Below are 17,968 nucleotides of genomic sequence, written 5' to 3'. Positions count from 1 at the left end.
GCGTCCAATGATGGGTTGACCACGGATCGGGCCTTCACGTGGCTTTTGTCGATTTAGTTACATCCACTCAAATTAGTCATCAATGCTGTGTATCCTTCATGCATCTAGCGTGGAAGAGTCGGATACTTCTTCCGGATTAACGCAGCAAGGCTGACTAATTAGTGGGTGAAGCTGATGGATGAACGTGTCGATCGGTTGAGGGAGAACGTCGTCGCATTCAGCCGCAGGATTCGAAGCAAGAGCTCAGGGCACCTGATGTCGCCGACGCAGATGCAGGCCCTGTCTCATCTGGATCGGTCGGGGCCGTTGAGCGCGCGCGCACTTGCCGACCTCGAGCAGGTGGCGCCGCAGACCATTGCTCGCACGGTCTGCTCGCTGGAGGGCACGGGGATGGTCACTCGTTCCGTCGATCCCAGAGACGCTCGTTCGCAGCTTATTTCGATTACCGAAACGGGTGCCGGCACCCTTGCGGCGGATCGGGCCAGGCGCAGGGAGTGGCTCGCGGCCGCAATCGAGGAGCGATGTACCGAGGTCGAACGGGAATTACTGTTCCTCGCGGGCGGCCTGTTGGCTCGACTCTCGGAGGCGCCCGGCTCGGCCCGGACGCCGGAGTCGCAGTCGTGACGGCTGTCGGTAGTCGAACCCCGCCTGCATCGGAAGGCCGGGCGATCCCATTCCGTGTGAGTGGGGCACTGGCGACCGGTAGTGTTCTGCAGCCGCTGAACTCGTCGATGATCGCCGTTGCCATCGTCGGCATCGCCGCGCAATTCGGATCGAACTCGGGAGTTTCCTGGGTCATTTCGGCGATGTACATCACCACCGCGGTGGGTGCGCCCACGGCAGGGCGCATGGGTGCACTCTTCGGAGCGCGACGCGTATTCGTCGGTGGCCTGGTTCTGGCTGCTGCCGGGTCGATCGTGGGAATGCTGGCCCCCGACGTGAGATGGTTGATCGCAGCGTATGTGCTTCTTGGCTGCGGTATTTCGGCGCACATGCCCAATGCGATGACGATGATCCGCAGCTATGCGGAGCGTTACGGGCGGCAGTCGCGCACCGCGCTCACCACGTTGGTGGTGTGTGGCCAGTCCGTCGCCGCTCTCGGGCCCACGATCGGCGGCTTGCTCGTGGGAACATTCGGATGGCAGTCCATTCTGTGGGTAAACCTTCCGGTCGTGCTGCTCAGTGCCATCGCAGTAATGCATGCGGACGTCGGGTACGCAGGCGGGCGTTCGGCGTCGGTCCGCGAAGCGCTCCGTGCGCTCGATGTGGCCGGAATCGGGATGTTCCTCGTCGCGATCACTTCGCTGATGTTGCTACTCGTCTCGCTTCGCGACAGTCCCGCGTGGTGGTTGCTACCTGTGGCCGGAAGCGGCCTCGCCCTGTTCGTCTGGTGGGAGTGGCGTGCGTCCGACCCCTTTTTCGATGTTCGTGCTCTGGTGCGCAACCGTGCGCTCAGCAATACTCTCGGTCGTACACTCGTCACCTACACGTGCTTCTACTGCATTTTCTTCGGCATACCCCAATGGCTGCAGTATGTGCGGGGGATGAGTGCGATCGAGGCCGGCATGACGATGCTGCCGGTCGCGGGGGTCAGCGTCTTCTCCACGATCGTCGGGTCACGTGTCTACCGAAGGACGGGGGCTCGGGCGACGCTGCTCGTCGGCACAATCGCTCTGATGATCGGGGGCGTCCTGATTGCCTCCGTCGAGCGTTCCACAGCGCCGATACCGGTCCTGCTGCTTGTCGCCGCGGTGCTCGGCATTCCCAACGGATTCAACAACATCGGCAATCAGAGCCTGGTCAACTCGGTGACTACGGTCGAGGAAGTCGGCACTGCAATCGGCATGTTCCGCACGATGGCGTTCATCGGAGCCAACCTCTCGGTGGTGGTGCTTCAGGTGACTGCCGGTCACGAGATCGACGATGCCGGACTGCATCGAATGGGCTGGTTCATTGCCGCCACCGCGTTCGTGCTGGTGGTCGGGGTCGCGCTCTCGCGCCATATGGGTCCGAAGGTCGAGGACGAGAGGGTCGATTCCGAACCACGCTCGGGATAGCTCCTTCCTTCTCCGCTGTCGCAGTTTCATGAAAATGATTGCATATACGGCCTAGGGTTCCTATATAAGAACAACGCGGCTACGCTCGGGTCGGAGAAGACGTCAAGAATTCACCGACCCTGGAAGGCGCCCCATGACCGTGTTGACCGTGCGGCACGCAACCCCAGCGTTCCGCACCTACTCGGGTGAGAATGCCCTCGACCTGCTGTCGAAAGAACTCGACCGTCCCAGTCCGCATCGCGTGATGCTCGTCTGTGGCGCCTCGATGCTGGCTCACGACGAGGCGCTTCGTCGCGTGGAATCGGCAATCGGAGATCGGTTGGTGGCGCGTTTCAGTGAAGTGCGCGAGCACAGCCCGTTGCCCTCTGTGGAGAAGGCGCGTGATGTGCTGATCGACTCCAGCGCGACTGCGGTGGTGGCGCTGGGCGGCGGTTCCGCGGTCGTCACCGCGCGGGCCGCGGTGATTCTCGCGGGTGAGAACGGAGATGCCCGCGACTTGTGCACCCGACGCGCGGACGACGGCCGGATGATCAGTCCGCGCCTGACTGCCCCGAAGGTTCCGATGTGGGTCGTCCCGTCCACGCCGACGACCGCCTACGCCAAGGCCGGCGCCGCGGTACGGGATCCCGCGACAGGCGAGAGGCTGGCGCTGTTCGACCCGAAGGCGCGGGCGGCGGGGGTCGTCTTCGATCCGGTGGTTGCCCTGACCGCGCCGGCGTCGCTGATACGTTCGTCCTCGCTCAACGCCCTCGCGATGGCAGTCGACGGGATGCAATCCACGGGCGGAGACCCGCTGGCCGAAGCGTTGCTGAGCCACGCGCTGACCGTGTTGACGACCTGGCTGAGCCGGCTCGGCGACCGGCCCGACGCCGAGGCCGCCGTCCAGTTGATGTTCGGCGCGCTCCTCGCGGGGCAAGGCAGTGACCATGCCGGAACGGGCTTGGCGCAAGCGCTTTCGCATGCGGTCGGCCCCCGATCGACGGTGGGCAATGGCGTCGTCGAAGCCCTTCTGCTGCCGCACACGATGCGTTTCAATCTCGGCACGACCGACGAGGCCCTGGCCCGGATCGCACGCCTACTGGGTGCGCCGGGAGCCGATGCGCCGGCCGATGCCATCGCTGCCGTCGAAGATGTGTTGACCTCGGCGCGAATTCCGCTTCGACTTCGTGACGTCGGCATCGAGCAGACGGACCTGCCGGACATCGTCGACCACACCCTGCACGACTGGGCCCTCACCGCGGTCCCGCGTCCGGCCGATCGCGACGGGCTGCGCAGCATTCTCGATCAGGCCTGGTAGCAACGGGCCGAGGCCGACGCGCGCCGCCGGCGTGTTGCCGGTTCGGGTACTTCTTTGCCGTCAGGTGTTCCCAAATACAACCAAGAGTTCTAATATACGAACTATCGTATTCTGCTGACCCCGGGCCGGCGAGTGCCACCGACACGAGAACACCGTCACGTCCAGCCGGTCTGCACTACAGAACCGGCCGTCCATTCACAAGGAGAGACGTTCATGACGACACAGCCGCAGAGCTGGTCTTTTCCCCTGCAAGCAGATAACGGGCCCGCACCGATGCTCATCGACGGGAGTTGGCTCTCCGCGATCTCGGGGCAGACGTTTCCTACCTACGACCCGGGAACGGGGGAGAAGATCGCGGAGGTCGCACTCGGTTCGGAAAAGGATGCCGAGGTCGCGGTTGCGGCCGCCCGCCGCGCCTTCGACGAAGAGCGGTGGATGAAGCTGCCGGCGCAACAGCGGGGTGCAATCCTGTGGCGGGCGTCCGAGCTGATCAAGTCCTCGGCCGACGAACTGGCCAAGCTCGAGAGCCAGGACATGGGAATCCCCGTTCCCCAGGCCCGCGCCATGGTGCTCGAAGCCGCCGCGCAGTTCCAGTACTACGCAGGATGGGCAGACAAGATCCACGGTCGCACCGCCGACCTCGGCCCCGCCGAACGCCGCATCCAGGGTTACACGCTACGAGAGCCGGTCGGCGTGGTGGCGATGATCGTGCCCTGGAACGCCCCGTTGATCTCGGCATCGAAGAAGCTCGCCCCCGCCCTCGCCGCCGGATGCACCTGCGTCCTCAAGCCCGCCGCCGAAACACCACTCACCGCGCTGTGGCTGGGACAGATCCTCTTCGCAGCCGGAGTTCCTGCGGGTGTGGTCAACATCGTCACCGGCCCCGGCTCGACCGTCGGAGCCGCGCTGGCCGAGCACGACGACGTCGATGCCGTGGCATTCACCGGCTCGACCGAAGTCGGACGCTCGATCATCAACGCCGGTGCCGGCAACATCAAGAAACTGTCCCTCGAACTCGGCGGCAAGTCACCGGTCATCGTCATGCCGGACGCCGATCTCGCGGCCGCGATTCCCGGAGTGGCAGGAGCGGTGTTCTGGAACACCGGTCAGGTCTGCGCCGCGGGCACGCGACTGTTCGTACACGAGGCGGTCTACGACCAGGTCGTCGAAGGTGTCGCGGAAGAAGGCCGTCGACTGCGCATCGGCTACGGAGCGGACCCCGACGTCGATCTCGGTCCTTTGATCTCCCGCAAGCAACTCGAACGCGTCACAGCGTACGTCGACGGCGGCCGCGAGGCCGGCGCCCGCGTGGTGTCGGGCGGCAACCGGATCGGTGACAAGGGCTACTTCTTCGAGCCCACCGTCCTGGCCGACGTCGACCAGACCATGGCGGTCATGCGCGAGGAGATCTTCGGACCTGTCCTCGGGGTGATGCCCTTCTCCGATGTCGACGAGGCCGTCGCCCTCGCGAACGACAGCTCGTTCGGGCTGGCTTCGAGCGTGTGGACACGCGACGGCGCAGTCGGCCACGCGATCGCGCGGCGACTGCGCGCCGGGCGCGTGGGCATCAACGTGCATCGCGCCGGCGGCGTGCACATGCCTGCCGGCGGCTACCGCCAGTCGGGATGGGGTCGCGAGAGCGGCCCGGAGGCGATGGAGAACTACCTCGAGACGAAGTCGGTCGTCTCAACCCTGAGCTGACCCAGCCGGACAAGGCTGCAGCCACCTCACCGCAAGCTCATACATCCACAAGGAGAATTATGACCCAGACACAGGACCCTCAGATCGGGCGCGAACTCGCGCAGGCAAAGTTCACCGACGAGATGCTCGACAACATGCGCGCACTGATCGGCACCGAACTGCGCACCGCCTCGGCAGTGAACAACGAGTACGCAACACGATTGGCCATCCTGCGCTTCTGCGAAGGCATCGGCGACGACAACCCGCTGTGGACCGACGAGGAGTATGCGTCGACCACAGTGCACAAGGGAATCATCGCTCCGCCGTCGTTCATCTTCGCCTGCCTGGGTTCGGTGCAGGTCGGATGGCCCGGCCTCGGCGGATTCCACTGCGAGACCACCATCAACTTCCACGAACCGATCCGCGTCGACGACAAGATCACCGCGAAGGTGGTTTTCGACGGGTTCGACGGCCCGACCGACGCAAGTAACTTCGCCGGCCGACGGATCAAGGATTACTTGCGGCAGGAATACCGCAACCAGAACGACGAGCTCGCCGCAACATTCATCTGCTCGCGGATGCGGTTCGAGCGCACCGAAATGCAAGCGAAGCGTGAGTCCCGCAAGGTCGAACTTCCCCACCCCTGGACCGAGGCCGAACTCGAACGGATCGAATCGGACATCCTCGCCGAGGCGCCGCGTGGCGCCGAACCGCGCTACTGGGACGACGTACAGATCGGTGACGACCTCGACGTGATCACCAAGGGTCCGATCGGACTGACCGACGAGATCGCGTTCGTCGCCGCAGGTGCCGCACCGATCCCGCGCATCGCCGCCCACGGTGTCGCGCTGCGCCGCTACAAGAAGCACCCCAAGTGGGCGTTCCGCGACCCGTCGACCAGCGCGCTCGAGCCCGTCTACTCCGTGCACTACAACGACTACGCGGCCCGCCTGCAGGGCGCCCAGGTCGCCTACGACGTCGGAATCCAGCGCACCTCCTGGCAGATCCACCAACTGACGAACTGGATGGGAGACGACGGATTCCTGAAGTCGATCCACGGTCAGTACCGCTCCCACGTCTACCTGTCCGATGTCGTCCGTCTCGGCGGCCGGATCACCGACAAGCTCATCGACGACGCCGGCGACCACGTCGTCCGCGTCGAGACCTGGGCAACCAATCAGCGCGATCAGTCCGTGATGCCCGGCTCCGCCGTCATCCGCCTGCCGCACCGCGCGACCGATGCAGAGGAGACCGCGCAGTGACCCCAGAGCCCACCACCACGGTCTGGGGAACGTCGATCGTCCCCGTCGTCGTCCACGGCCGAGAATTCCGCATGTACGCCGATCGCCCGCGCAATCTCGGGTCACTGTTGCCTTTCGCGGACCGCTGGAGCGAACGTGCCCACATCGTCCAGGGCGAACGCGTGATGACCTTCGCCCAGTTCCATCGGGCAGTTCGGGCACGCGCCTCTGAACTGCGAGCACGCGGGGTCACCACCGGTGATCGCGTGGTGATTCTCGGATGGAACAGCCCGGAATGGATCGTGAACTTCTGGGCGACCGTCTCCGCCGGCGGCGTCGCGGTTCTGGCCAACGCCTGGTGGAGTGAGAAGGAACTCGCCGACTCGCTGGACACGGTGGCGCCCGCATTGGTGATCGCCGACGACCGGGTCGTCGACCGGGTGGCCTCCCAATGGGAGTTGCTCCCCTGGGATCCGCAGTCCGAGACCGACTCGGAGACACAGCTCGAAGCGACTGTCGATGACATCGACGAGAACGCCCCGGCGACGATCATCTTCACGTCGGGAACCTCGGGCCGCCCCAAGGCCGCCGTCCTGTCCCACCGGTCGCTGCTTGCCGGCCTGCAGATGCTTCTGCACATCACCCGCAGGTTGCCGCATCAGGTCGACGAATCGACCGGCCAGCCCGCCCTGCACACCGGGCCCATGTTCCATGTCGGCGGAGTGCAGACCCTCCTGCGGGCGATCTGCGTCGGGGACACGCTGGTGATGCCGGCAGGCCGGTTCGATCCCGTCGAGGCGATGCGACTGATCGAGCAGTGGCGCGTCCAACGGTGGAGCGCGGTGCCGACCATGGTCTCCCGTGTCCTCGAGCACCCGGACGTTCGGACCCGCAACCTGACCACACTGAGGTCATTGACCGTCGGCGGCGCCCCGATGACCCCGGAGTTCGTCGAACGCATCCGCACCGGGCTCTCCGGTGTGGAGCCGCGGATCGCCACCGGCTACGGGCTCACCGAGAACGGCGGACAAGGCGTCGCGGCCTCGGGAGCCGACACCGTCGAACGCCCCGGAACCACCGGACGGGCCCTTCCGTGCGTCGAAATCATGATCGCCCCGGCCACCGAGTTCACGGACGGGGAAATCCTCCTGCGAAGCCCGACCCAGATGCTCGGGTACCTGGGAGAGAACGAAGCGCCGATCGACTCCGACGGCTGGCTGCACACCGGCGACCTGGGACGCCTCGACGACGACGGGTACCTGTTCATCACCGGACGGTCGAAGGAGATGATCATCCGCGGCGGTGAGAACATCGCCCCCGCAGCAGTCGAAGCGGCTCTGACGGCCTTGCCGGACGTGGCAGACGCCGTCGTGTTCGGGATGCCCCACCCGGATCTGGACGAGGAGGTCATGGCGGCGGTCGTTCTCACCCACAACGTCGATCCGGACACCCTGGCCGGACAACTGCGTGGCCGGATCGCATCCTTCGCGATCCCGAGCCGCTGGGTCCCGCACCGCGAGCCCTTCCCGGTCAACCACGCAGGCAAGATCGACAAGAAGGCGGTCGTTGCCGCCGCACGACAGCTCCTCGAGGAGGTCCGATGACCGGCGTGGTTGCAACCCACACCCAGGGACGGGTCGGCATCGTCGAAGTACAGCGAGGACCACACAACTTCTTCGACGAGGCAAGTCTGTGCGACATCGGTGCGGCACTCGTGCACTTCGACTCCGTCGCCGACGTTCGTGCGATCGTCCTCTGCTCGCAGGGACGGAACTTTTGTGCGGGCGCTGATCTCCGGGGAGTGGACCAACACATCCTTCGTCGGGTCTACCGCGCAGCGGCGTCGCTGTTCACCACCCGAAAGCCCATCGTCGCGGCGGTCCAGGGCGCAGCGGTCGGAGGCGGGCTCGGTCTCGCGTTGGCCGCGGACTTCCGCGTCGCAGGTGCGGACGCCAGGCTGACGGCTAACTTCGCGAGACTCGGCTTCCATCATGGCTTCGGGCTGTCCGTCACCCTCCCCGCGGTCGTCGGCCAGCAGAAGGCGCTGGACCTGCTGTACACCGGCCGCAACGTCGGTGCGGACGAGGCGCTGGCGATCGGGCTGTGCGATCGAGTCAGCGCTGGTGATCCCCGCGAGGCCGCGATCGAGTGGGCAGCCGAGATCGCGGAGTCCTCACCGCTGTCCCTGGCAGCCATCAGGTCCACGATGCGACGCTCCCTCGCCGCCCAGGTAACGGCAGCCCTGGACGAGGAAGCCACCGCGCAGACAATGCTGCTGGCAACCACTGATCTACACGAGGGCATTGCGGCCTCGATCGCCAAGCGTCCCCCGGTATTCGTCGGCGCCTGAGATGAAAGGCTGCAGCGGCCGGATACCACGAATGAATGGGGTTAAATTGTGACCGTGAGCGATTCTTCGAGCGACCAGGTGGAGCGAGGTCCACAGAACCACCGGACGATCGACCGAGTGACGCGCATCCTCGAGGAGGTTGTCTACAACCCGGGGATGACCTTCGCGGAGCTGTCCCGCGCGCTGGACGCTCCGAAGAGCTCGGTACACGGTTTCATTCGTGGACTGGTCGCTGCCGGATGGCTCCACCAGGACAACAACCGGTTCTACATCGGTCCGGCCTTGCACGGGCTGACGCTGGCAAGTGGACACCTTCGTGCCGGATCGGTCACCGACGCCGATCTTCAATCGCTGCACGAGGCGACTGGTGTGACGGTGTTCCTCGGCGTTCAGGCCGGCGACAACCTGATCTATGTTTCCGAGATCGGCGCGGATCTCCTCGCCGGGTTCGGTGCCCGCAAGAACATCCGCCGTCGGCTGCTCGAGACCGCCGGCGGCAAGGCGCTGCTGGCCGACCAACCAGCGAGCCAGATGGACGCCTACCTCCGTCGGTGCGGGGGCGACGAAGCGGCGCTCGTCGATACCTTTCTCAGCGAGTATGACGAGATCAAGCGCACCCGCATCGCTCGGAATACTCTCCACGCCGGTACTCGGTTCGCGCTGGCCACCGTGGTTCGGAACAAGGCCGGGAAACCGGTTGCCGAAGTGACCCTGGTCGGTGCGAGCGCCGACATGCTGCCACGCGAGCAGGAACTGAGGAAACTGCTGCTCGACCACGTCGACGGATGGCAGCAGCGGATCGGTTTCCCGCGCTGAGCGCTGACTCCCAGAGCTCGTGCGGCAGTGGCACCGCTGTGCGCACATCACACTTGTGCAGTAGTGACTCGAGAAAGGGAAGCTGCGATGGAAGCGGCCGCTTCACAGGAATCGACACCCTTCGTACTGCTCCACGGCGGTCGCCACGGCGGGTGGTGTTGGCGACGTGTCGCCACGCTTCTCCGTCAGGATGGACACGAGGTCTACACACCGACGCTGACCGGGCTCGGCGACCGATCCCATCTTCTGAGCCCGCAGATCGGCCTCGACACCCACATCCAGGATCTTGTCGCGACCTTCACCTACGAAGACATCCGAGACGCTGTGCTCGTCGGTCACAGCTACGGCGGCATGGTGGTCAGCGGTGCAATGGAGGTCATCTCCGACCGTGTGAAGACCGTCGTCCTGCTCGACGCACTCGTGCCCCGCGACGGGGAGTCGGTCTTCGACCTGAACGGTGAATCGCGGGCCGCGGCGATGATCGCTCTTGCCGATCAGCACGGAGATTCGTGGTACATCCCCCCGGCCGACGCGAGTCGATACGGGGTGACAGATCCGGACGACGTCGCGTGGGCGAACAGTCGAATGACCGCCCAGCCACTGAAGACCTATCAGGATCGGATCGGCGCCACCGACCGGCTCTGGCGCCACCCCGGGATGTTCGTCGAGTGCGTCCCCTCATCACTCGAACCCCACCTGCTCGAGCGAGCCAGACAGCGAAGCGCAACCGATCCGCGCTTCCACTACCGGGTACTGCAGACCTCGCACAACGCGATGGTCACCGACCCCAAGGCCGTGGTGGAGCTCCTGTTCGAAGCGCGTGGCCTCGCCTAATACGCGCAGGTGGGTTCCAGGACGACACCCCCGGGAACGACCGGGCGCAGAGCGTCGTCCAAGTCGTATCGAATCGGGATTCCGGTCGGAATGCTCACTGCGCCGATATCGTCGGCGGTCAGGCGGTCGAGATGCATGATCAGCGCACGCAGGGCGTTCCCGTGGGAGACGACCAGTGCTGTTCGACCCTGCACCAGATCGGGGACGATTGCCGTCGCCCAGTAGGGAAGTAGTCGGTTCTGCACGTCCTGCAGTGACTCCGCCGGGGGGACGTCGACGCCCAACGCGCGATAGCGGGGATCGCCTTCCTGCGAGAAGGCGCTGTCTGCGCGAATCGCCGGTGGCGCAATGTGATACGAGCGCCGCCACACTGTGAAGGTCGCCTCGCCGACCTGAGCGCGGACAGCGTCCCGAGTTCGCCCCTGGAGATCGCCGTAGTGCCGCTCGTTGAGCCGCCAACTGCGATGGGCGGGAATCCAGTGACGTTCGGCAGCATTGAGCGCAACGTCGGCGGTCGCAACAGCACGCCGCAGCAGCGACGTGTGCACAACATGCGGAAGCACGCCCGCCCGACGGATCAGCTCACCGGACCGGTGTGCTTCCGCCCGCCCCACGTCGGTCAGTGGGACGTCGACCCAACCGGCAAAGCGATCAGCGGCGTTCCATGCGCTTTCCCCGTGCCGTAAGAGGATCAGGTGGCGTCGCCCACCCATGGTGCTGTGCTTCCCGGAATCTAGATTCATCGTCAGCTTTCCTTTTGCAGCGTGCTCATCGCCGTTGACGCCGGACTGCCTCCGGTCCCCGTAGAGGGGCCGGAGGCAGCCTGCTGTCCAAGGATTCGTCACGAGACGGGGACGCCGTCTTCGCGGTCGAGGTCCAGTTGCTTCGTCTCGCCGATCACCAGGACGCACGTCAGACTCACAGCCGCCAGGCCGGCCATGACGAGACCGAAAGCGAATCCACCCCAGGCTGCGATGATGGGCGTCGCAATGAGCGGGGGGATCGCTCCACCGAGCATGCCGGCGAGACTGTAGCTCAGGCCGGTCGCGGTGTATCGATAGCGAGTGTGGAACAGCTCGGAGAGGAAGGCGCCGAGGGGACCGGTCGCCAGACCCGAGATGAACATCGTCACCGGAACGCCGATGGCGAAAGCGAACAACGACCGAGTTTCGAGGATCGGAAACAGCAATAGTGTCCACACGATCGCCAGACACGCAGCCGTCATGATCATGCGGCGGCGCCCGATTCGATCGGACAGGACGGCGCCGAGGATGACCGCGACGGAGATTGCGAAACCGCCGGCGATCGCGATGCTGAGTACAAACGGACGAGGCAGCTCGAGCATCTTGGTTCCGTAGCTGATCAAGTAGGTGCCACCGATGTAGGTCAATGACAGCGTCATCGCCGCGGTGCCGGTTGCGAGCAGGACCTGCCACGGCTGACTCTTGAACGCATCCAGGAAGGGTGTGCGGGCAGTTCCGTGCTGCTTGACCTGCTTGGCGAACACCGGTGTCTCGTCGATACTGAGGCGAACCCAGAGCCCGACCGCGATCAGGAAAATGCTCGCCAGGAAGGGGATTCGCCAACCCCACGCCACGAACGTATCGTCGCTCATTCCGATTGCCGCGGCGAAGAACGTGGCGTTGGCAAGGATGATCGCGCCGCCTCCGCCGAGTGACGGGAACATCGACCAGAACCCGCGCTTGGACTTCGGAGCATGCTCCGAGACGAACAGCACCGCGCCGCCCCACTCGCCACCTGCAGCGAGGCCCTGCAGGATCCGTAGAACCACGATGAGAATCGGTGCAGCCACGCCGATCTGCCCCGCGGTCGGCATCAGGCCGACAAGGAGGGTAGCCACTCCCATCAACAGCATCGTGACGATCAGAGTCTTCTTCCGGCCGAGTCGGTCACCGAAGTGTCCGAACAGGATGCTGCCGAAAGGCCGTGCGACGAAGGCCACACCGAGTGTGGCGAAGGATGCCACAGTGCCTGCCACCGCACCCAACGCAGGGAAGAACACGGTTGGGAACACGAGCGCCGCGGCGACACCGTAGATGTTGTAGTCGTAGAACTCGATCACGGTACCGATGAAGCTCGCTGCCGCGACCTTTTTCATGCCCGGCGGATTGGCCTTACCCGTGGAGGATCCGGGTGTGGGGCTTGGTGGGTGGACCTTCTCCTGCGAGTGGGTCATTAGATCTCCTTGTTGCCGACGAGTCACATCACCCAGCGAGGGGAGGGAGCCGCCAGGTGTCGTGTAGAGGAGTTGTGGAGGAGAGCGGGGATTGGGGCGGCGCGGCGGGTGCGTGACACAGCGTCAGTCGAGATGACCGTGTTCGCGCAGCACGTTCTCTGCGACCCGGAATGCTTCACCGGCTGCCGGAAGCCCGCAGTAGACGGCGGCCTGCAGCAGCACTTCCTTGATTTCGGCGACCGTGCAGCCGTTGGTGAGGGCACCCTCGACATGGTGTGCGAGTTGAGCCGGCCGGTTGAGCGCCGTCAGCATGGCAATGTTGACGATGCTGCGTTGCTTGCGGTCGATGCCGTCGCGGGCCCAGATCCGGCCGAAGCAGACTTCGGTGGAGTAGTCATGGATGACGTCATTGAAGTCGTTGCGGGTCTGGTCCTTCTTCTCGACGTAGTCGGCACCCATGAGTTCGCTCATGATGCGACGTCCGGTCTCGTTGGCGTCCAATGGATCTCCTGTGGTTCATGATCGAGGCGGCTGGTCAGCCTCGATCGAGGACTTCCTGTACATCTTCTGCGGAAAGCTTGATCGTCACGTTCGCTCGTTCGTTCTGCAGCTGCATCGGCGACTGGGAGTCACGATGTCCCCATCCACGATCGAGCGCTTCGGTGAAGTCGGCTTGCGCAACTTCCGCGCACGCCATGGGCACACCGAGCTGCTCGGCCAGTTCGAGGGCCAGGCGAAGGTCTTTGTTGGCCAGTGCCAACGCGAAGGACGGCGGGTCGTAGGCAGATTGCAGGTACCGATCGCCGATGCGGTCGAACGTCCGCGCGCGTCCGATGGCCCCTTGCCGCACTGCGTGCCAGAGGGCCGCCGGCTCGACTCCGGCCTTGACTCCCATGGTGAACACCTCGGCGATGGCACGGCGGATCGTGATGCTCGCGCAGTTGTGGACGAGCTTGGCTGTATTGCCCGCACCGATCTCGCCGACATAGAGGATCTGGTCACCGATGGCATCGAGCACCTGCTTGTGCTGGCCGAATGCTGTCCGACTGCCGCCGACGTAGATGGCGAGCTTGCCAGTCCGTGCGCCCTTGGGCCCACCGCTGACCGGCGCATCGAACAGTTCGACGCCGTGGTCGGCGCAGGTTGTGTGCACCTCACGAACGACGGCGGGGGAATTCGTCGTCAGGTCGAACCAGGCGCTTCCGGTCCGCAGTGTGCTCAGCAGGCCGTCCGTGCCGAGGCCGACCTCTTGCATTTCCACCGGACCGGGCAGTGAGGTGAAAACTACGTCGACCTGCCGACCGAGCTCGGCGACACTGTCGGCCCAGGTTGCGCCTGCCTGCTCGAACGGTTGCCCGCTTTCTCGCTTGATGTCGTGCACGACGAGGTCGTATCCGGCGTCGAGGAGGTTGTGGGCCATGCCCGACCCCATGCCGCCGAGGCCGATGAACCCTACTTTCATCTGCGGACTTCCCTTCAATGATCCTATATACGAACAATAGTTCCTAAACGGGAACGGAATGACCGTAGCTGTGGTGGCTGTCACTCGTCAACAGGCTCACAGGCAGGGGTGCGATCGAACTACAGGCTCGGCATGTCATCGCGGGGCGACGAGGGTTCGTCACCCCCCCGCGGTCGCAACGGCGCGGGTTGGGTAGTGCATGGATCAAAGGGGCGCGGCACGAATTCTCGCGCGCAGTGCTAATGGGTGACGGGCGGGCATTGACAGCTTTGTTCCTCTCCGCGTAGCGTGCGAAGGACACACTCTCGATCAAAGGTTCGTATATGCGAACGCGATGAGGTAGGGCCAAGCCCGAGTCGTATGCCATCTTCATATCTGCGTTCGCCGGGGTGTCCGAGTGCTGGCAGCCTTGTCCGCCCCGGCGTCACAACACATCACAGGAGTGATTTCGGTTGATCGTCAAGGATCAGATCTTCATCAACGGTAAGTGGGTCCCTTCGGCGGGCGCCGACGTCATTCCCGTCATCAGTGCGATCTCGGAGGAGACGATCGCGACCATTCCGGCAGGCACTGCGGAGGACGTCGATCTCGCCGCGCAGGCGGCGGCGGACGCGTTCCCGGCCTGGTCCCAGACACCGGCCGACGAGCGCGCCGAGATGCTGCACAAGATCGCGCGCGGTATGGAGGCGCGAGTCGACGAGATCACCGAGACCATCGTCTCCGAGCTCGGATACCCGGTCAGGATGGCGGAGGCCGCGCATGCACGAGCGTCGATCAAGGACCTCGAGATCGCCGCGGACAGCCTCCGCGACATCGTCTGGTCGGAACAGGTCGGTGACACGACGGTGTGCCGCGCGGCCGCGGGTGTCGTCGGCGCCATCACACCGTGGAACGGCCCGATGCGGATGGTGAGCCTCAAGGCCGGGGCGGCGCTCGCCGCCGGATGCACCGTGGTGCTGAAGGGGACGGAACTGGCTCCGCTGAGCTCGTTCCTGTTCGCGGAGATCGCCGAGGAGGCGGGGCTTCCCGACGGCGTGTTCAATCTGGTGTCGGGAACCGGTCCGGTGGTCGGTGAGGCGCTCGTGACGCACCCGCTGGTGGACATGGTGTCGCTGACGGGGTCGGTTCGCGCCGGCCGGCGGGTGATGGAGTTGGCGTCCCAGTCGGTCAAGAAGGTCTGCCTCGAACTCGGCGGCAAGTCCGCCAACATCATCCTCGAGGACGCCGACCTCGAGACTGCGGTCACCCGCGGGATCGAGGACTCCTTCCGTAATACGGGGCAGGCCTGCGGCGCACTCACCCGGATCCTGGTGCCGCGATCGCGACTGGCCGAAGCCGAGCAGCTTGCGGTCCGTGCGGCGGAGAGCTTCGTACTGGGAGATCCCTACGACCCCGGCACGACCCTCGGCCCGGTCGCGAACGCTTCGCAGCGCCAACGCGTCCGTGACTACATCCAGGTGGGCATCGACGAGGGTGCGCGTCTGCTGACGGGCGGTCCCGAGGCACCCGAGGGCATCGAGCGTGGATTCTTCGTGCGCCCCACCGTGTTCTCCGGCGACAACTCTCTTCGTGTCGCCCGGGAGGAGATCTTCGGCCCCGTCGTCGTCATCATCCCGTTCGACAGTGAGGAAGAGGCCTTCCAGATCGCGAACGACTCCGTGTATGGGCTTGCCGGGGCGATCTGGGCCGGCGACGCCGATCGGGCGAAGAAGCTGGCGAGCAAGCTGCGCGCCGGACGCATCCGCATCAACGGTTCGCCCGTGAACCTGAAGGCACCGCACGGCGGGTTCCGGCTGTCCGGAATCGGCCGCGAATCGGGCCGCTTCGGGGTCGAGGAGTACCTCGAGTACAAGTCCATCGGATAACTGCTTCAATCCGGCAACGCCCAGGGGCAGCTGTTCGTAGCTCTCGATCGGGCCGTTGAAGAAACGACTATGACGGCATCACGACCATCCGGATCGTTAGCACCTTAATCGTTCGACACCGCACGTCCTGCACTCCCGATCGAAGGCGACTTGCCGAACTACGGCCTGCCGGCATCGAGGAGCTTCTTCGGTACAAGCTCATCGGATTGTCGGCAAAGGGGTCCAATTCATTATTCGGCAATGGATTACGCCCGCGGCCGAGGCTTCTACCGCCGAGATCGGGAGTCCAGGACGGGTGGAAAGGTGATCTACCTCGATGACCATTCCCGGCGAATTCTCAGCATCCCGCTGGTGATTTTCGTGCTGAGGTCGGGCGACCGGGCCGTGGTGGTGGACACCGGCGGTCCGGCGGACGAAGCACAGATCCGTCGCATGATCCCCTTCGGGTACGCGGTGAAGGAGGCGGATTCCATGGAGAACGCGCTGACCCGCCTGGGCGTGCGCGCCGACGATGTCGACCTCGTCATCAACACCCACCTGCACTGAAACCACTGCTCGAACAGCGACGTATTCCGCAACGCCGAGATTCTGGTCCAACGCGACGAACTGGGCTATGCCGCGGGCGCCTTGTGCGGAGCATCTGCGGGCCTATGGGATCACGGCAGGCTTCGTGCCGCCATGCCGCTGCCGTCCGGGCGGTTCACGGCCCTCCGTGCCTTCTACGCTAGCCTCGCCCACCTCGAGGGCACTGGCTGGAAACCGCTGCCCAGCCACGACCACACGGTGGTCGAGAAAGGTACCTTCGGCTCCTGACACCACGACCGCCGGATTTCCGCCCGATGGCGTCGGTGTCGAAAGCCTGATCGGAGAGGGTCTCAAAATCGGGCCCGGTGCGGAGGGTGGTCTGGTCTCCTACGGAGTGAACGCAGGCCCCGTCTCGGTGCTAAGAAGGTGCCACCGGGACAGTCTGATTGCGGGTTGATCAATCACCGGCACCCAACCCACCGATGAGACACGCAATCGGGACCTGTGCGACGTCCTTGCCTCAGAGCGCTGACCCATGCCCGTCCGCGAGAGGCATGGGCCGGTGCCCGGAACGACCGGCCTGCCTGTGCTCAGCGGATACGGCAACGACACTTTCCGACAGGTAGGCGACCCTGGTCGGGTGGTCCTCAATCTGGTTGCTCTCGAGTTGGAAGCGTTGCGTGAGAGGATCTCCGGTAGGTTCGCCGTGTCGGGGAGCTGTACCTTCCAAGTCCTGGACTCCGACCGGGACCGGTGCCTGCCCGGAGGATCGGTGACGATGTGGAGTCGTGACCAAACCCGCTCTGGCGCAGCGCATAATCGAACGCGCGCTCGATGCGCGGGTGCCGTTCGCCTGGTTCACCGCGGACGAGGCGAAGGTGAAGTATGTCCGGAGCAGCGGCACCGCGACTCGGCCGGCGTGCGTAACAACGGGTCTTCTCCCGAGCCCGTATCAAGGGCTACCGCTGGGCACAACATCAGGCGGCGAGGGCCGGGCTCGAGTTCACAGCGCTCGACAACGCCTTCACCGCCGTCGACGACGCCAACGCGCTGCAAGCGATCTGCGATCGGCTGAACGATCCACGGATCGATGCTCTGCTACGCAAGTGGCTGGCGATTCTGCCGGAATCCGTTCACCGATGCCGACAGCGACGCCGGCTACCGCTACGACCTGTCGGTGTTGCAGACGGAGTCCTCCCCGACTCATGACCTCGACGCGCCGGGCCCGTCACCACCGCCGCCGGCACCCACGTCCCAGGCTTGCGGTTCGCCGACCATCGTAGCTATGCCCTGCTCTCCGCGGTGCTGGTTTTTCGCTGCACCCGAACACGTTGTCCGCCGGGCAGATGACCTACAACCTGCGTCGGCTGAAAACCCGCGACCTCGTCGTCCGGATCGAGGGCACCCACCGCTACAGCAGCCACGGGCTCGACACAGTGAATTCCTCACCTGGGTCCACGACCGGGCACTGCGCGCAGGCCTGACCGAACTCGCCACCCCGACAACCACTCCCGGCCTCCTGTGATCGGCCGCCATTCGCGTATCTCACCGCCGCTGGTGCCCTCATCGGCACAGCGCAACTCGTGGCGCGAAACGTCAAGCAAGCAAAAACGATCCGAACACCACAAAATTGGTCCCGAAATC

Annotated in this window: 16 protein-coding genes and 1 pseudogene; 13 read left to right on the top strand and 4 right to left on the bottom strand. The window is 65.0% G+C overall.

Features of this window, described 5'->3' with window-relative positions; all coding sequences use genetic code 11:
- Nucleotides 1-174 precede the first annotated feature (174 nt).
- The 9 genes from I1A62_RS24315 to I1A62_RS24275 all read left to right on the top strand — a co-directional run bounded on the left by I1A62_RS24315 (nucleotide 175) and on the right by I1A62_RS24275 (nucleotide 10,275).
- Complete coding sequence (locus tag I1A62_RS24315; RefSeq protein WP_218271661.1) at nucleotides 175-624, top strand: MarR family winged helix-turn-helix transcriptional regulator; 450 nt, start codon at nucleotides 175-177, stop codon at nucleotides 622-624.
- Nucleotides 621-2,057, top strand: a complete 1,437-nt coding sequence (locus I1A62_RS24310) for an MFS transporter (protein ID WP_218271591.1) — start codon at nucleotides 621-623, stop codon at nucleotides 2,055-2,057. The genes I1A62_RS24315 and I1A62_RS24310 overlap by 4 nt, the downstream gene beginning before the upstream one ends.
- Nucleotides 2,058-2,190: 133 nt before the next feature.
- Nucleotides 2,191-3,354: an iron-containing alcohol dehydrogenase family protein gene (locus tag I1A62_RS24305; RefSeq protein WP_219460459.1), complete on the top strand. Its 1,164-nt coding sequence runs from the start codon at nucleotides 2,191-2,193 to the stop codon at nucleotides 3,352-3,354.
- A 213-nt stretch (nucleotides 3,355-3,567) separates the two neighbouring features.
- Nucleotides 3,568-5,055: an aldehyde dehydrogenase gene (locus I1A62_RS24300; protein ID WP_219460456.1), complete on the top strand. Its 1,488-nt coding sequence runs from the start codon at nucleotides 3,568-3,570 to the stop codon at nucleotides 5,053-5,055.
- Between the two features lie 59 nt (nucleotides 5,056-5,114).
- Nucleotides 5,115-6,296, top strand: a complete 1,182-nt coding sequence (locus I1A62_RS24295; protein ID WP_219460453.1) for a MaoC family dehydratase N-terminal domain-containing protein — start codon at nucleotides 5,115-5,117, stop codon at nucleotides 6,294-6,296.
- Nucleotides 6,293-7,879 (top strand): class I adenylate-forming enzyme family protein, encoded by a 1,587-nt coding sequence (locus I1A62_RS24290; RefSeq protein WP_219460450.1) that lies wholly within the window; start codon nucleotides 6,293-6,295, stop codon nucleotides 7,877-7,879. Before I1A62_RS24295 ends, I1A62_RS24290 begins: the two co-directional genes overlap by 4 nt.
- Nucleotides 7,876-8,625, top strand: coding sequence for an enoyl-CoA hydratase/isomerase family protein (locus tag I1A62_RS24285; RefSeq protein ID WP_219460447.1), 750 nt, complete (start codon nucleotides 7,876-7,878; stop codon nucleotides 8,623-8,625). Before I1A62_RS24290 ends, I1A62_RS24285 begins: the two co-directional genes overlap by 4 nt.
- Nucleotides 8,626-8,742: 117 nt before the next feature.
- Nucleotides 8,743-9,441: an IclR family transcriptional regulator gene (locus tag I1A62_RS24280; protein WP_257890905.1), complete on the top strand. Its 699-nt coding sequence runs from the start codon at nucleotides 8,743-8,745 to the stop codon at nucleotides 9,439-9,441.
- 87 nt (nucleotides 9,442-9,528) lie between these two features.
- The gene (locus I1A62_RS24275) at nucleotides 9,529-10,275 is read left to right on the top strand and encodes an alpha/beta fold hydrolase (protein ID WP_219460443.1); all 747 of its coding nucleotides are present in this window, start codon (nucleotides 9,529-9,531) and stop codon (nucleotides 10,273-10,275) included.
- Here the strand turns inward: I1A62_RS24275 and I1A62_RS24270 are convergent.
- The 4 genes from I1A62_RS24270 to I1A62_RS24255 all read right to left on the bottom strand — a co-directional run bounded on the left by I1A62_RS24270 (nucleotide 10,272) and on the right by I1A62_RS24255 (nucleotide 14,018).
- Nucleotides 10,272-10,988: a 2,3-bisphosphoglycerate-dependent phosphoglycerate mutase gene (locus tag I1A62_RS24270; protein ID WP_219461389.1), complete on the bottom strand. Its 717-nt coding sequence runs from the start codon at nucleotides 10,986-10,988 to the stop codon at nucleotides 10,272-10,274. The two genes, I1A62_RS24275 and I1A62_RS24270, sit on opposite strands and share 4 nt — an antisense overlap.
- A gap of 128 nt (nucleotides 10,989-11,116) precedes the next feature.
- Complete coding sequence (locus I1A62_RS24265; protein WP_219460440.1) at nucleotides 11,117-12,472, bottom strand: MFS transporter; 1,356 nt, start codon at nucleotides 12,470-12,472, stop codon at nucleotides 11,117-11,119.
- Between the two features lie 123 nt (nucleotides 12,473-12,595).
- On the bottom strand, nucleotides 12,596-12,973 hold the full coding sequence (locus tag I1A62_RS24260) for a carboxymuconolactone decarboxylase family protein (protein ID WP_219460437.1): 378 nt from the start codon (nucleotides 12,971-12,973) through the stop codon (nucleotides 12,596-12,598).
- 34 nt (nucleotides 12,974-13,007) lie between these two features.
- On the bottom strand, nucleotides 13,008-14,018 hold the full coding sequence (locus I1A62_RS24255) for an NAD(P)-dependent oxidoreductase (protein WP_257890903.1): 1,011 nt from the start codon (nucleotides 14,016-14,018) through the stop codon (nucleotides 13,008-13,010).
- A 368-nt stretch (nucleotides 14,019-14,386) separates the two neighbouring features.
- On the opposite strand from I1A62_RS24255, the gene I1A62_RS24250 reads away from it, so the two are divergent.
- From I1A62_RS24250 to I1A62_RS46495, 4 genes and pseudogenes are all read left to right on the top strand, one after another.
- Nucleotides 14,387-15,799, top strand: coding sequence for an aldehyde dehydrogenase family protein (locus tag I1A62_RS24250; RefSeq protein ID WP_219460435.1), 1,413 nt, complete (start codon nucleotides 14,387-14,389; stop codon nucleotides 15,797-15,799).
- A gap of 240 nt (nucleotides 15,800-16,039) precedes the next feature.
- Nucleotides 16,040-16,345: an MBL fold metallo-hydrolase gene (locus I1A62_RS24245; protein ID WP_219460434.1), complete on the top strand. Its 306-nt coding sequence runs from the start codon at nucleotides 16,040-16,042 to the stop codon at nucleotides 16,343-16,345.
- Between the two features lie 693 nt (nucleotides 16,346-17,038).
- Nucleotides 17,039-17,217: pseudogene (locus I1A62_RS24240) on the top strand (transposase); the annotation flags it as partial.
- A gap of 453 nt (nucleotides 17,218-17,670) precedes the next feature.
- The gene (locus tag I1A62_RS46495; protein ID WP_257890902.1) at nucleotides 17,671-17,808 is read left to right on the top strand and encodes a hypothetical protein; all 138 of its coding nucleotides are present in this window, start codon (nucleotides 17,671-17,673) and stop codon (nucleotides 17,806-17,808) included.
- Nucleotides 17,809-17,968: the final 160 nt, after the last annotated feature.

Origin of the sequence: Rhodococcus sp. USK10 (genome assembly GCF_019378875.1) — a bacterium.
In the GTDB taxonomy this organism is placed as follows: domain Bacteria; phylum Actinomycetota; class Actinomycetes; order Mycobacteriales; family Mycobacteriaceae; genus Rhodococcus_F; species Rhodococcus_F pseudokoreensis.
Note: the sequence above shows the minus strand (reverse complement) of the source record. Positions and strands in the feature narration are given on the sequence as shown.